The organism is Nocardia sp. NPDC058519 (assembly GCF_042719755.1).
GTDB lineage: Bacteria > Actinomycetota > Actinomycetes > Mycobacteriales > Mycobacteriaceae > Nocardia.
On sequence record NZ_JBHXNK010000015.1, the window covers coordinates 15,396 to 29,548 of the forward strand.

Below are 14,153 nucleotides of genomic sequence, written 5' to 3' on the forward strand. Positions count from 1 at the left end.
ACAATGGCAGATCTAGCAGATGGTCGGTGGTACACGACCGCTCAACTCGCGGCCGTGCTCGGGATCGACAGTTCCAGCCTGAGGCGATGGCGAACGGCACATCCGCCATGCGGTCCCGCGTATGTTCGTGTCTCACCGCGCGTCGTGAAGTACAGCGCGGCCGACGTAGAGACGTGGCTCCAAGAGCTGCGCACCGACCCGAGGCAGGCGGCAGCGTAATGGCGCAGCAGGTGCAACTCCCTGTGGGCCTACGTATTTCGTGTGACATCGAGGAGCGCGACTCGTCATGGAATCGCCCATATCGTGCTCGTGCGCGGTGGACAGATTCCGTTGCGAAAAGGCGACCGGTCATCTCCGAGTCATTTGAAACCCGCGAAGAAGCTGAAACCTGGCTCGAAAACATCAAACGGGTCGCGATGCAGGGAATTGATCCGAAGACGGCCACCATGTCGCTGACCGAATACGGGAACGCGAATATGGATCTGGCTCTGCGTGGACTCGAGAAGAAGACGACCGACCCATACGGTGCTGGCTGGCGCATGAGAGTGGTTCCTACGCTGGGGCACATTCCTGTCGGAATGATCACCAATGGTGCGATCGACCGGGCCGTCGTGAGCTGGATCAACGACGGAGTCGGGAAGTCGAGCGTGAAGAATACGATTGCGGTCCTGGTGCGGGTCATGGAGCAGGCCAAACGTGATGGCCTTCGACCCGACAATCCCGCACAGGTGCGTGGCTGGCAGAAGCTCTATGTCCAGATCGAAGACGAATTGGACGACCCGCGCTCGCTTGCGCTTCCGAACTGGTCTGCGTTGGTGACGTTGTCGGCCGCACTGGTGGCACGGTCCGCTGATGAGTACCAGGGCTGGGGCGACGTCATCACTTTCGCCGCGTGCACCGCGTCGCGGATCGGTGAGGTGTCGGGATGCCGCGTGGGCGACATCGACACCAAGAACTGGATTTGGACCGTCCGCCGTCAGACCACGCCCGGACCAGGCGGACTTGAGGACAAGGGCACGAAAGGCAACCGTCGCCGCTTCGTGCCGCTCATCGAAGAAGTTCGGCAACTCGTCAAGGATCGGATCGCGGCCGTTGGAGTTGATAACGCTGATGCTCGGCTCTTCGTCGGGCCACGCGGTGGACGAATCGCTACCGGGGTTCTGCGTGATGCGACCCATTGGGACGAGGTAGTGACCGATCTGGGATACGAGCACCTTCGGCGACACGATCTCCGCCACACCGGGCTGACGTGGATGGCCGATGCCGGCGTGAGCTTGCACGTTCTTCAGAAGGTCGCCGGTCATGCCGACAGTCGAACAACTGAGCGATACCTACACCCCGACCACAGCGAGGTCACCGGGGCGGGGGACATGCTCTCCACGCTGATTCGGTCCCGTACTGGTCCCGTGCTCCGCGTTGTTGGAAAATGAGAAACCCGCTCCGACCGAGGTCAGAGCGGGTTTTCTACTGTCGGGCTGACAGGATTTGAACCTGCGACCACTTGACCCCCAGTCAAGTGCGCTACCAAGCTGCGCCACAGCCCGTTCTTGCCCCCGTCTCCGGGTGCTCGAAAAGATTACCTCACCTCTCGGCGAAGGTACTAATCGGCTGGTAGATGCACCTTTTGCTGATCAGAAGGAGCCTCGGCCGCGATGCGGTGGAGCTGTTATCCCACCACACGGAGAGCGGGACCAGAACGGGACCGAAGGTGGTTCGAGAGCTTGTCGCCCGCCTCGGTGACCTCCCGCCGATCCGGGCGTAGGTATCGCTCAGTTGTTCGACTGTCGGCATGGTCCGCGATCTTCTGGAGCAAGTGCAGGCTCACGCCGGCATCGGCCAACCAGGTCGGTCCGGTGGTCCATACCCTACCCATCAATGCCCAATAGTGCTCAGCACCAAGCTTTTTCGCGAGACGACTGTTCTCAGCGATGCGCATGAATCGGCATTGATTCCGGCCAAAAGTTCCGGCAATGCCATCCAGGGATTCGCGACCAAGTGGCCTGAAGCGACGTTTGGCCCGTTGGCGGCGTTGGCGAACAACACGGGCATCATCGATTTCGGCGGGATCGGGTCAGAGTCACCGATCCGGACCCCGATAGCCGCATGGATTGACCCGAGAGTCACCGCCGGACAGCCACTTCCACGCTTCGGCGGCCCAGAGGAAGTCGCGGCGATGATCGGTCTTCTTGTCAGCGAATCCACCTTTTCGACCAGCTCGGAATTCGTACTGGACGGCGGTGCCACAGCAGGAGCCTCGCTCGTCGCGCCCTCATGAACGATGGGAGCCGGCCACGACGGTCAATGGCATATCGACAGCGAACCAGGCCTACCGCTTGTCGCCCCGCTCAACGCCGCCGCCCGCATCCTCCGCCATCATCGTCTTGCTACCGTGGTGCGACAGTTGTCGTACGCAAGCGAGGTTGCCCGATTGTTCTTCCGAGCTTTTCACCCGACCCCGCGGTCCCCTGACTGCGTCGTCCTCGAATGCTTCGGAGTGTGCCATGCCAACCCAGATCACCGCGCTCGCGGTCAGCAAGTCTTTCGACGGCAATCCCGTTCTCGCGGATGTGACATGTTCGCTTGACGTCGGCGAGCGCACCGGGATCATCGGCGAAAACGGCTCCGGCAAGACCACCCTGCTGCGTTTGTTCGCCGGGCGGGTGCAGCCCGATCGCGGCGAGATCGTCGTCCACGCCGAGGGTGGCGTCGGCTACCTCGCGCAAGACGAGCAACTCCCCCAGCACCTCACTGTGCAGCAGCTCATCGACCAAGCCCTCACCGAGCTGCGAGCGGTCGAAGCCCAGATGCGCCGCCTCGAGGTCGCGATGGCCGACGGCGACGAGTCCGGAATCGACGAATACGGTGAGCTGACACTACTTTTCGAACATCACGGCGGCTACGACGCCGACGCGCGAGTGGAACAGGCTTTCCACGGACTGGGATTGGGCCTGGTAGATCGCGACCGCACGATCGGCGAGCTATCGGGCGGCGAGCAGGTCCGACTGCGCCTGGCCGCGGTGCTGGCGGCAGCTCCGGAACTGCTGTTACTGGACGAGCCGACCAACCACCTCGACGACGTCGCCCTGACCTGGCTCGAAGACCACCTGCTCACCCGGCGCGGCACGACGGTGGCGGTCTCGCACGACCGGGCCTTCCTCGAACGGGTGACAACCAGCCTGCTGGAGGTCGACGCGGATCGGCAGCGCGTCGTCCGCTACAACGACGGTTACCCAGGATTCCTGGCGGAAAAGGCGGCCGAACGAGCGCGATGGGTGCAGGCGCACGCGCGATGGCTGGCCGATACCGAACGATTCCGCGAGGCCGCCGACTCTACCGCCCGCAGGGTCGCACCGGGCCGGGCGATGGCCGACAACAACAAGATGGCCTACAGCCGAGCCGGTGGACGGGTGCAGCAATCAGTGGCCAGCCGGGTTCGCAATGCGCAGGAACGGCTGCGGCGCCTGCTCGCCAACCCGGTGCCTGCACCGCCGCAACCCCTACGATTCGCGCCCACCCTGGCGACCGCGGGCACACACGGGACGGGGCTCGAGGCCACCGACATCTCCGTCGCGGGCAGACTCGAGCCGACCAGCGTGACGCTCGCCGCGGGCGACCGCCTGCTGATCACCGGCCCGAACGGCGCGGGCAAGACCACCCTGCTGCGCGTGCTGGCCGGTCAACTCGCACCCGACACCGGCACCGTCGCGCGGACCGGCAAGATCGGCTACCTCGCGCAGGAACCGCCGCCCGCCGTCCGCGGACGCATGATGTTCGTCGCCTTCGCGCGCGATCGCCCGGGTGACCCAGAATTCCACGGCGACCAACTGCTCTCACTCGGCCTGTTCGACGTCTCCCAGTTCACGACGCGTGTAGAGGACCTGTCCACCGGCCAGCGCCAGCGCCTCGCCTTGGCGCGCTTGGTCACCGAACCCGTCGACGTGCTGCTCCTCGACGAGCCGACCAATCATCTGTCGCCAGGTCTGGTCGAGGAGCTGGAAACCGCGCTCGCCCATTTCCCGGGAGCCATCGTGGTCGTCAGCCACGACCGGCGACTGCGCAGCCGCTGGGAAGGCACCCACCTCGCCTTACAGGCGTCGGCCTCCGTGTGAACTGCGTAGATATGCTGCCGCCCGCCACCGCCGTGGCCGAGACAACACGCGCCTAGGCGAATCCACCGGCGCGGACCATCCGCGCGTAGAGGTCGTCGGCGAGCATCAATTCGTCGTGCGTCCCGACCGCCCGTACGCTGCCGTCGTCCATCACGACGATCCGATCGGCGTGCCGCACGGTCGACAAGCGGTGAGCGATCGTGACGACGGCGTGGGTGCGCGCCCGCACGGCGATCGCTTCGACGATCGACGCCTCGGTCAGGGTGTCGATCTGCGATGTCGCTTCGTCGAGAAGCAGCACGTCGGCGTCACCGAGCATCGCGCGTGCCATCGCGATCCGTTGCCGCTGCCCGCCCGAAAGGTCGGTGTCGCGAACGTGGGTGTCCAGGCCTTTCGGCTGGGCCGCGACGACCGAGTCGAGGCGGAGCAGGCGAAGAACCTCGGCCACCTCGTCGTCAGTGGCACCGCGCCGCAGGAACCGCAGGTTGTCGCCCAATGTGCCCGGCACCAAAGGGGATTCCTGCTCGACGTAGGCGATACGCGCGCGAACTTCCGACATCGTCAGGTTCCGGTACGCCACGCCGCCCACCGAGATGGTCCCGGTGTCGGGTTCGACGAATCGCAGGATCGTCGAGAACACCGTTGTCTTGCCCGCGCCGGACGGGCCCACGATGGCGGTATGGCCGGTCGCGGGAATCCGCAGGGTCAATCCCTTCAATGCATGCGGTGCATCAGGTGCGTAGCGGACCGTGACGTCGTCGAAACGCAAGGCGGCGTCGGGCTCGGCGGTCGTCGCAGGCGCAGGCTCGTGCGCCACGTCTGCTTCGGAGTGCAGCGTCTCCATCTCCCGGATACGCATGGCGGCCGCGATACCCGACTGCATGGCCGTGATGTGCGTGGTCAGTTCCTGGATCGGTCCCATCAACGTGAACGCGTACAGCAGGAACGCGATCAGCGTCGAGACGGTCAGCGAACCGTTGTCGACGCGCCAGGCGCCGATGGCCAGGATCGCGATGATGGCGCCCTGCACGCCGGTCCACGCGACGGTCCATGCCGTTGCCGAGACGCGCACCGACTCGATCGCGTGTGTCCGGGCGTTGCGTGCGTCGGCGCCGATCAGCGTGGCGATGCGGTGCTCGGCGCGTGCCGCTTTGACGGTGCGCACCGAACGCAGGCTGCCTTCCAGCACTCCGCCGAGGCGGCCGAGCGATTCCTGAGTTTGCGCGTCCGCCTTGGCAATTCGCGGCATGAGCGTTCCGAACAGCATGCCGACGACGACGATGGCCAGCACGGTGACGCCGAGGAGCATCATGTCGAGCACACCCATGAGGATCACGGTGCCCACCGTCAGGAAGGTGGCGTTGATGATGCCGATCACCGCCGACGACGCGGCCTCCTTGAGCAGCAAGGTGTCGGCCGTGACGCGCGTGACCAACTCGCCTGTGGGACGTGCCTGCACCGACGGAACCGTCGCGCCGAGCAGTCGTCGAACGAGCGTCGTGCGTGCGTCGAAGACGATGTTCTCGGCGACGGTCCCGAGCAGGATCCAGTAACCCCACCCGAGTGCGGCGCCGATGACGAGCAGCACCAACAGGGCGAAGGTCGGGCCCATGATCGACGCGCCCGTACCGAGAGCGTCGAGGATCGATTTGGTCACCATCGGCGTCGCCATCACCGTCGCGGAACTGCCGAGGGCGAGTACGAGACCGATCAGCAGGGTGCGTGTGTGCGGTCGGGCATAGCCGATCAGGACACCCAGGTTCGACATGGTCATCGGTGGAGCTGTTTCGATGGGAGGAGCAATCGTCGTCACGCTTCAATGGAACAGCATTGTTCCATTTTAGTAAAGCAAATATCCAGACTGGATCTCCCTTATGCTGCACCTGTGGAGGAAGTCGAAGAGACCAGTGCCCGCGAACGCACCCGTCGCGCGATTCTCGATGCGGCAGTGGCGACGTTCGCGAAATCGCCCAACGCGTCGCTGACGGAAGTCGCCGAGAAGGCGCGCGTCGGGCGCACGACGCTGCACCGCTACTTTCCCGAACGATCCGACCTGATCACTGCCGTCGGGCGGCTCACCGAACAGGCCGTGGCCGACGCCTCGAAGCGTGCGCGCCTGGCTGACGGGACAGGGCTCGACGCGGTCCTGCGGCTGTGTCAGGAGTACTTCGAACTCAGCGATGTCCTGACGGTCATCTTCTTCACGTCAGGCGTATACGACGAGACCACGTCGTGCCTGTCCGACGACGCCGCGATCGCGGCGATAGAACGGGGGCGCGACGACAGCTCGATCGACGCAGAGCTCGACGCCTCGTGGATCCTGAACATGATGTGGGCGCTGCTGTATGCCGCCGTCGACCACGTCAACCGTGGGTCGGCCGGCCGCATGCATGCGCAGACACAGGCGCTGACGAGTCTGCGCAAAGCGATACGCTCGCCCAGGTGACCGACAAAACCCTGCGGCAAGGACGGATCCACGACGTCCACGTCGAACTGGGCGCCATGTTCGCGCCCTTCGGCGGTGGGAGATGCCGGTGCCCTACGTCGGCACCGTCGCCGAGCATCCCGCGGTATGCCTCAGAGTGCGGTCTCCGGCAGCGCCGCCATTGTGTCGGCGACGAGACGGACGATCCGCTGGGCGTCGGAGCGGTCAGGGTCCTGGTCCGGGTCGTAGATAGCCAGGCTCCAGCCAAGACATCCTCCGCATGCCACTGCGGCGGTCAGCGCGCGGGTGAGCTGGTCCCAGGTCAAGCCGTGCGGTTCGTCGGCGACGTCAGGTAGGCCCTGGGCCGGGAACTGTTCGGGGTCGAGGACGTCGAGATCGACGTGCAGCCACCAGCGTCGGGCACTCTGTTTCAGGTGGTCCACCGCCGAGCGCGCGAGGTCCTCCGGTGCGGCGGCGACTTCCTGCCAGTCGCGCATCCAGACGCCGCTGTCACGCAGCGAGCCGACGTTGAACTGCTGACGCCAGCCACCGTCACGCGGGCCGAGGAGGGCGAGCTCGTCGCGGCCGAGCGCGGGTAGTCGCTCGGACAAGGGGCCTTCCATCAGATGCCCGGAGAGCCCGAGCAGCAGGCCGATCTCGGTGTTGGCGGCCTCACCGTCTTCGGAGACGTCCAACGGCATCGTGTCCTCGTGCCCGTCCACGAACAGCACGCTCACCGGTCCGTCAGCACGAAGTGCTGGGATTGTGCCGAGCAGTGTGGTGCAGTCCGCGCCGTACACGAGCGGGAAGCGTCCACCAGTCACCGCTGTCGTGACCCGGGAGCCGACCTCCTCGGTCATGGCCAGCAGTGCGGGTTCGTTGATCAGCGAAGTCTGCGTTCCCCGCTCGGGGCTCCCAGTGGGCAGCACCATGTCGTCACGCTCGACGACCTCGAACGCCGCCAAGGCGGCGCCGAGACCGGACCCACGCAACGCCGCGGCAGCGGCTGCCTGATGGCCCGACCGGCCGTATCCGTCGAAGGGAACCCCAACCAGCTCCACCGCAACCATGACATCAATCGTCGCACCTCAACCGGACCGATGTCATCAGCCAAGACATTGCCCAAGGCCGCACGATCGGTGCTCATGGTCTCTTCTGTCCTTTGTCGATGTCGGTCACGATGTCGGCGAGCAGGCGCATGAACCCGGCTAGTTCGGGGTCGATCCCACGATTGCGGTCGACGAGGAAGTGGATGTCGTCCAGTCCGGTCACCTGCATCCGGTGAGTCCAGGCGAGGGACTCGTGGACCTCACCGCGGGCGCGCAGTGCTGCCGCGAGTCCGATCACGCCCTTGGCGTTGCCCGCCACCGCGGCGATCCGCCACTGCTTCTCGGCAGCGTCGAGTTCGCCGAGTCGCTCATGCCGCAACGCCTGTCGGACTGCCCGATCCGCCTCAGATACTTCGATCGTGGCAGCGCGGCCCGAGGCCAGGGCGGTTGTCACCTTCTCCTCGGCGACTCGATGGCGAATTTCGTGCTCGATCCGCTGCCACCACACTTCCTCGTTCAACGGATTGAGCGGGAATTCGCGATGCCGGTCGATCATCATGAGTACCAAGGGCAGCGCGAGGACGATGGGGCCGGTGGCGAGAAGCTCACGAATGGCGTTCACGCGTCGGCGATCTCGGCGCCACCACCGAAACGAGACCACGAGCGTGACGACGACCAGCAGGGCCACGCAGACACCGAAATCCACCCATGGCCGCGCCAGTTCGACCGGCGAGAACGCTTCGATCGTCGTGCAGGTCAGGAACCCGGAACCGAGCGAACCGGCCAGCAGAGCGGTCTTACCCAGGGCAGGACGCCAATCCGGTGGTTCACCCGCCTGAAAGAACACGATCGCTGTGTTCAGTGGATACCTACTCGCTCGCGGATCCAACCATCGGGGCACCTCGATCGGTGGTGCAGAACTTTCGCCTGGTGTTCGCCGATGCACAGGGAATCCCTTGTCACCGCGGAGCCAAACGGTGCACGACGATGCCCGAATCGAATCGGGTGGTATCGAGCAGCCGCAGATGTGTGGTGGCGGCAATGTCGTCGAACAGCCGGGCGCCGGGACCTGCGACGACAGGGAAAACCCAGAAGCGGTATTCGTCCACCAATGCATTCTCGAGCAATGTCCGGGAAAACGACCCCGTGCCGAACTTGAGCAGGTTGCCGCTCGTCTTCGCCTTGAGGGTCCGGACGGATTCGACGACATCACCGTCGAGCAGTTCCGCATTCCAGGACAACTCTGTCGGCTTCAGGGTGGTGGAGGCGACATACTTGGGCAAGGCGTTGATACGGTCGGTGTAAGGATCTCCCGCTGGTCGGCTCGGCCACGCCTGCGCGAAGTTCGCGTAGGTGTGGCGGCCGAGCAACAGCGCATCGGCGGCGAACAGCAATTCCGAAGCGTACGCGGCATGTTCGTCGTCCCAATACGACGCACTCCACTCGTGCGGTGCGTCGACGCTGCCGTCGAGCGTGACGAACGTGGATTCGATCAGCTTGCCCATGGTTTTCTCCCGAATCAGTGGCACGAGCGTCGTGAGGAACGTACTCGGCGCTGCTTGTGGACTTCTTGCGATCCGCGTCGTTCGCGGTCAAAGGATCAGACGGTGCGGTTGCTGCAGATTCATCGGATCGTCTGGGAGGTCGATCGTTCTCGATACCGCCCGAGAGGTTTTCGGCCGACCATCGATCATGGTTTCCGCCGATCGCTATGCGGCGGGAATCCCCTGCCGACCCCTCGGCATGCCGATCCGGCAGGGGACCAACGGTCAGGCTCTCAGGAGCAGCCGCCGGAGGTCTCGACGGCGATGTTGATCAGTTCGATGGACTTGGCACAAGACGGAGACTGGGCGTTCGCGTTCGCGGCAGGCACGACGAACAGTGTGGCCACACCAACGGTGAGCGCAGCGGCGGCAGTGGAGAGCTTCATCAGAGTGTCCTGTTCAGAGGCGAGATATGCGCAAGTTGCGGAAGGCTGTCGCCCAGTCAGACGGCCGCTGCGACAGTCGATTTCCAGGTCAGGTGGTAGCGGCGACCTGTCTTGCTGGTACCGCCTGTGACAAGGAAGAGGTGCTGACGGGAGGTGGTGTTCGTCATGACTTCAGTACAGCGTCCAGGTCACTGCGACAACATCATCGTGCCGCTCACTTACATGCGCCGTCGTCTCACAGCCGGCCATCGACACTCCGCTTCGCGCGATGCGTCAAGGACGCCGGGCAGCCGGTCATGCGACCGCGCTGCCGGGAGGATCATTGCCGCGTCGTGGGTCTCGGCGATCCGGATGCTGGTGGTCGTTGCCGGTTGCCTCTGCTGGCTTGCGTGGCAGTGCGTTTCGACAGGGTTGACCCGGCGCGGAGGTTTCCGTCGTTCGTAATCAGAAGAACTTCTCGGGATCGTGGTGGTCGGCGACGACGGGTTCGCACGTCGGCTACGAGTCTGGGTGGAGCGCGACTGGCTGATGGCATTCGATTCGTCGCCGGAGGTGAGCGGAATCGGCTCCCAGCCGTTCCGGTCGTTTGGCGGGCAGATCGGTTTCGGCAGATCCGTCACGAACGCCGCAGTTCGTGACGGTCTTTGCCGTGACCCCAAGACTTTTGGGGCGACCTCGCGTCCATGCGCTGCGGTATCTTCCATGCGATCGCCGCACCCCGGTCGGCGCGCAGAGGAAGCACACACCACATGTTCAACAAGTCCTTTGCGGCCGCCGCGCTCTCGGTGGGCGCCGCGGCCGTCCTCGTGGCACCGCCCGCCGCCGCCGACCCGGTCAACTGGGGCGCCGCTTCCCTCAGCGTGTGGGGCAACGTCTACGCGTTTTCGGTCAACCACCCGACGGAAGCCGACGCCATTCGAGCCGCCGACCGAGCGTGCAAGGGTCAGGGCATCATCGACTGCCGGATGGTGGTGACGTTCGCGAACGGCTGCGGTGCAGTCGTGACGAGTCCGCTCGCGATCGTCGCAGGGTTCCCGATCGTGGGCTTCGGTAAAGGGGCGAACCCAGGGGAGGCATACGCAGACGCCACCCGCAACCTCCCCACCGGCACCGGAAGCGCCGGCGCGTTCAATGGCGACCACGCCTGCACCCGGCCTTGATCTAGTTCCCGCACGGTCCTCGCTAAAATGTCGGGCTGACACCGCTCCGCAGCTCAGTGGTAGAGCACTCGCCTTGTAGCGAAAGGTCGTCAGCTCAATCCTGACAGGGAGTCGACACCTCAGGTCATGGCCCGTGAGCTATTGACGGACGCCGCTTCACCCGGCGCGGCATACGGACGGTCAGGTCGAGACGTGGGTGTGATACCACGGCCCGCGCCAGTGCTCGAAGTGAACCTGTATTGCACCGTCAATTCGTGCCCCAGCTTGTGGTCCCCGCGGAAGGTAGCTGAAATTGGCGCCGTAGTACAGCCTGTCGCTGAGCTGGAAGACGCAGCCGTTTCCCGCGGTCGGGTGGGTCTCCTCAACGTAGAACACACCGATCCGGGTGTGCTGCGCGGTGCACTGTGCCGCAGCGTCGCGCAGGGCGTTCTCGGAGAGCCGCCAGCCCAGCCAACCCGGCACTCCCGACAGCAACAGTGCGGCAAGGACGATCGCGATGAGCGGTGCGACCGCTATGTGCGGCCAGGGATTCCGGTAGCGGACGATGCCGATGATCGCAAGCACTGCCCACCCGAGCGCTGCAGCCATTGCCAGCAGCAGCGCAAGTAATGCCATATCGAGGCTCGGAAAGCCATCCCCATCACTGGTTATCGTCGCGAAGAGGTAACCGCTCGTCAGTGAATTCCACAGCAGCCCAACGGCAGCCCACGCGCCGAGCAGCGGGACACCCACGCCGGTAGCGATCCGCCAGCTCCGTGCCGGACCCGGGCGCACTCGCTCGGCCGAGGATGTGTCGTACATAGCCATATGATGCCAGCGCCCGGGCTAGGGCCTTGGGTTCTAGCGGTCGTCGCAACACTCTCGGTGACTGGACCCGCTATGCGACAGGGCCCCGGCTACGGACACCGTCCGGTTGGACACTGGTTCAACCGGACAGTCCGGCTCGCCAACGCCTTTGCTACTGAACTAGCGGCGCGGCGGTGTCGAACCCGCCCTATTTCCGGCCGGAAAGCCCTTGAACCTGCTGGTGGCCAACACGATTGATGCTATTGCGCCCCTGATGGACCCGTGAGCTGTCGGCGCACCTGGTGAGCAAACCAGCAAGTGTGTGGTTCCAGCGCGCCCGCCGGGCGCAAAACCTTCGGGCGGGCGACGACAACGATCACCGTGACAGCGATGCTGACGCAGGATCTGAAACACGTCCTCGGACAAGGTTTACGGTACGACGAACGCCCCACGATCGGTTGAGCGTGGGGCGTTCGTGATCGGGTAATCGGCCGTGCAGACAGGCTTGATGCAAGCTGTTCGGTTGGCGGGTCTGATCTTACGGGGCGGGTGCGGTCGGCGGTTGGGTGACGTGCCGACGTTGCGAAGGGATGGGACTACCTCTGGGACGCGTCACCATCGGAGCGGCATTGCCACACGGAGAACCCGACCTCGACGCCACAGCCCGACGCCTCGCCGTCAGCACCCGCACCCTGCAGCGCAGATATCGAGACGAGGCGATATCACTCGACCGCGGTTGCCTCGAGCTCGACCAGCTGGCCGGGGATCGCGAGCCGGGTGACTCCGAGCATCGTGGTGGCCGGTGCTACCCCGGCGGCACCCAATCGCGAGGCGAGTATGCCGTAGTGTTCGAAGAGCAGGTCGACGTCGGTGGTATAGACATTGAGCCGGACAAGGTTCGCCAGGGACATTCCGGCTTCTGTGAGGACGGCTTCCACGTTCTCCAGGCTCAGCGCCAGTTGTGCGGCCATATCACCGGCGTGCTGAGGCTTGCCGTCGCTGCTCATTGCGGTCTGCCCGGAGCAATACAAGGTCCGGGTGTGCCCGACGACGAGCTCTCCCTGGTTGAATCCCATCTCCACCGACCAGGTCACCGGGTTGATTGCCGTTCGTTGTGTTACCACATCAGTTCCATTCGATTCGTAGATATGTCCGCTTCCACTGACCACTGGCCACTGGAGTCGGACGGGGGTCGTCAATGCTGCAACGTCTTTGGTCGCTGCTATGGGCTCGCGCAGGCACGGATCGGCGTCTTTCACGCGGCAAGACTTTCGGATCGGATCGGCGCGGGGGTTTCACGGACGCGTTTGCCCAGCGTGATGAAGAACAGAACCAGACCAACGGTGAGAAAGATGTGGCCGCCTCCTGCGAGATGAGCCGCGATTTGGCTTGTTTCGTGGCCGAGGACCGTCCGGGTGCCGCGCACGGTCATCACGGTGACGGTCAGCGCTAAGCCTGCGTTGTAGGTCCAGAAGAACGGGTTGAACAGCTTTTCCGCCGTGAGCGTGAACAGCTTCTCCAGCGCCAGGACGATCAGGAAGAACAGCATCCCGAGGGCCAGCAGGTGGGTGTGGACAAGCCCGAGTTGGGAGTCGCCGGTGAAGTCGTTGAGTTTGGTGATTTCGCGGTAGTAGAGGCCGGAGACAAGGCCGACGATCATGTAGATGTGCGCCGCGTTGACGATCTTTTTCACGACATTCCTCGGATTCAGGCGATGAATAGTAGAGCGGCACTGATCAGTACAACCGCTGCGGTGGCGAAATGGATGCCGAACGCGGTGGCCTTTGTTCCCCCGTGGCGCAGGACGATGAGCGTGTCGCCGAGGGGGATGAGCGCGACAGCGAGCATGTACCAGCCGACCGCATCGGCGTTGGCGAAGATGATCAACGCCAGGCCGATGACGCCGGAGGTGAAGTCACGCAATCCTTTGACGGTCAGGTACGCCGCGTCTCCGTCTGGCTTCGCGGGTACGCCGAAGCCGTCGGCGGCGGATTCCGGGGTCAGCAGAAACCGTGCTCCGATGAAAAGGACGAAGACGATGAGGAAGATTGCGAGGCCATAGGCGAGGGGGGTGAGCATGATCCAACTCTCAGGACGAGACAGTGCGATGTTCGGCCGGTGAATTGCTGGCGGCCGCTACCTCCAGGTCAAAACCGACCTCTTTGAATATTTCCCGTACGAAGTTCAATGATCGAGCGTTCGCCAACCGTGATCAACGACAAATCACCCAAGGGTCGTTAACCAGCGGGCAATGATCGCAGGCACACAGGTCCGACCGGATCGCCGAACGACTTCGAGTACCGAGATGCAGCTCAGCGATGGTTCGAACCGGTTGCGGTCGGGCGAGGTCGAAGCCCTGGTGTACTGCTTCCCGATGTGTGAGCCCGCCATGGCCATCGGCCCTCCGCTGAACTCTGAGGACAAAGATGCTCGCGGTTGCTTCCGGCCATGACTTCGCACGCAAACAGACGACCGGCACGTCAACCGAACGCGCGCCTAGCCGACCTCCTAGACCGCTTCTGGAGTTTCTTGGCGCCCAACGCTTCCGGAAGAAACAACGTCGGCAGTCTCGCCGCGGACGGACTCCAGGCGTCCCTGGTGACCGCGGCTAGTGGCGGCGACCCGCAAACGGAGTCCACGGGTGGATCAGCGGTGTGACATACTGGCGCCAGGCGGCATCGTTTTCTTCGGTGC

General features: G+C 64.4%; 15 protein-coding genes, 1 tRNA gene and 1 pseudogene. 7 read left to right on the top strand and 10 right to left on the bottom strand.

The window, feature by feature from the left end; translation table 11 throughout:
- Window positions 1–3: 3 nt before the first annotated feature.
- The gene (locus tag ACFWPK_RS17900; protein WP_378917066.1) at window positions 4–219 is read left to right on the top strand and encodes a helix-turn-helix transcriptional regulator; all 216 of its coding nucleotides are present in this window, start codon (window positions 4–6) and stop codon (window positions 217–219) included.
- Window positions 219–1,430, top strand: coding sequence for a tyrosine recombinase XerC (xerC, locus tag ACFWPK_RS17905; protein ID WP_378917068.1), 1,212 nt, complete (start codon window positions 219–221; stop codon window positions 1,428–1,430). Before ACFWPK_RS17900 ends, xerC begins: the two co-directional genes overlap by 1 nt.
- A 40-nt stretch (window positions 1,431–1,470) precedes the next feature.
- On the opposite strand, the gene ACFWPK_RS17910 is transcribed toward xerC, so the two are convergent.
- Window positions 1,471–1,544 (bottom strand) — tRNA-Pro (locus ACFWPK_RS17910).
- A gap of 341 nt (window positions 1,545–1,885) precedes the next feature.
- On the opposite strand from ACFWPK_RS17910, the gene ACFWPK_RS17915 reads away from it, so the two are divergent.
- Together ACFWPK_RS17915 and ACFWPK_RS17920 are read left to right on the top strand one after the other, a co-directional pair.
- Entirely contained in the window at window positions 1,886–2,275 is a 390-nt protein-coding gene (locus tag ACFWPK_RS17915) for a hypothetical protein (protein WP_378917070.1), read from the top strand.
- Window positions 2,276–2,501: 226 nt separating this feature from the next.
- Window positions 2,502–4,109 carry an ABC-F family ATP-binding cassette domain-containing protein gene (locus ACFWPK_RS17920; protein WP_378917072.1) on the top strand — a complete coding sequence of 536 codons (1,608 nt, stop codon included), beginning with the start codon at window positions 2,502–2,504 and terminating at the stop codon, window positions 4,107–4,109.
- A 52-nt stretch (window positions 4,110–4,161) separates the two neighbouring features.
- Here the strand turns inward: ACFWPK_RS17920 and ACFWPK_RS17925 are convergent, their stop codons facing one another.
- A complete protein-coding gene (locus ACFWPK_RS17925; protein WP_378917073.1) occupies window positions 4,162–5,883 on the bottom strand; it encodes an ABC transporter ATP-binding protein in 1,722 nt (573 codons plus the stop codon).
- A 111-nt stretch (window positions 5,884–5,994) separates the two neighbouring features.
- Between ACFWPK_RS17925 and ACFWPK_RS17930 the strand changes: the two genes are divergently transcribed.
- Together ACFWPK_RS17930 and ACFWPK_RS17935 are read left to right on the top strand one after the other, a co-directional pair.
- Window positions 5,995–6,555, top strand: a complete 561-nt coding sequence (locus tag ACFWPK_RS17930) for a TetR/AcrR family transcriptional regulator (RefSeq protein WP_378917075.1) — start codon at window positions 5,995–5,997, stop codon at window positions 6,553–6,555.
- A pseudogene (locus ACFWPK_RS17935) lies at window positions 6,552–6,682 on the top strand (glycine cleavage system protein T); the annotation flags it as partial. The gene ACFWPK_RS17930 and the pseudogene ACFWPK_RS17935, both read left to right, overlap by 4 nt.
- Window positions 6,683–6,686: 4 nt before the next feature.
- On the opposite strand, the gene ACFWPK_RS17940 reads toward ACFWPK_RS17935, so the two are convergent.
- The 4 genes from ACFWPK_RS17940 to ACFWPK_RS17955 all read right to left on the bottom strand — a co-directional run bounded on the left by ACFWPK_RS17940 (window position 6,687) and on the right by ACFWPK_RS17955 (window position 9,513).
- Window positions 6,687–7,604 carry an arginase family protein gene (locus tag ACFWPK_RS17940; protein ID WP_378917077.1) on the bottom strand — a complete coding sequence of 306 codons (918 nt, stop codon included), beginning with the start codon at window positions 7,602–7,604 and terminating at the stop codon, window positions 6,687–6,689.
- Between the two features lie 73 nt (window positions 7,605–7,677).
- On the bottom strand, window positions 7,678–8,430 hold the full coding sequence (locus ACFWPK_RS17945) for a hypothetical protein (protein WP_378917079.1): 753 nt from the start codon (window positions 8,428–8,430) through the stop codon (window positions 7,678–7,680).
- A 112-nt stretch (window positions 8,431–8,542) separates the two neighbouring features.
- Window positions 8,543–9,088, bottom strand: a complete 546-nt coding sequence (locus ACFWPK_RS17950; RefSeq protein WP_378917081.1) for a dihydrofolate reductase family protein — start codon at window positions 9,086–9,088, stop codon at window positions 8,543–8,545.
- 272 nt (window positions 9,089–9,360) lie between these two features.
- On the bottom strand, window positions 9,361–9,513 hold the full coding sequence (locus ACFWPK_RS17955) for a hypothetical protein (protein ID WP_378917083.1): 153 nt from the start codon (window positions 9,511–9,513) through the stop codon (window positions 9,361–9,363).
- 749 nt (window positions 9,514–10,262) lie between these two features.
- Between ACFWPK_RS17955 and ACFWPK_RS17960 the strand changes: the two genes are divergently transcribed.
- Window positions 10,263–10,673, top strand: coding sequence for a DUF4189 domain-containing protein (locus ACFWPK_RS17960; RefSeq protein WP_378917085.1), 411 nt, complete (start codon window positions 10,263–10,265; stop codon window positions 10,671–10,673).
- 180 nt (window positions 10,674–10,853) lie between these two features.
- Here ACFWPK_RS17960 and ACFWPK_RS17965 read toward each other — a convergent pair whose 3' ends face one another.
- The 4 genes from ACFWPK_RS17965 to ACFWPK_RS17980 all read right to left on the bottom strand — a co-directional run bounded on the left by ACFWPK_RS17965 (window position 10,854) and on the right by ACFWPK_RS17980 (window position 13,538).
- Window positions 10,854–11,474: a hypothetical protein gene (locus tag ACFWPK_RS17965; protein WP_378917087.1), complete on the bottom strand. Its 621-nt coding sequence runs from the start codon at window positions 11,472–11,474 to the stop codon at window positions 10,854–10,856.
- 707 nt (window positions 11,475–12,181) lie between these two features.
- Entirely contained in the window at window positions 12,182–12,535 is a 354-nt protein-coding gene (locus tag ACFWPK_RS17970) for a RidA family protein (RefSeq protein ID WP_378917315.1), read from the bottom strand.
- Window positions 12,536–12,714: 179 nt separating this feature from the next.
- Window positions 12,715–13,152, bottom strand: a complete 438-nt coding sequence (locus ACFWPK_RS17975) for a DUF2871 domain-containing protein (protein ID WP_378917089.1) — start codon at window positions 13,150–13,152, stop codon at window positions 12,715–12,717.
- 14 nt (window positions 13,153–13,166) lie between these two features.
- Complete coding sequence (locus ACFWPK_RS17980; RefSeq protein ID WP_378917091.1) at window positions 13,167–13,538, bottom strand: DUF4267 domain-containing protein; 372 nt, start codon at window positions 13,536–13,538, stop codon at window positions 13,167–13,169.
- Window positions 13,539–14,153: the final 615 nt, after the last annotated feature.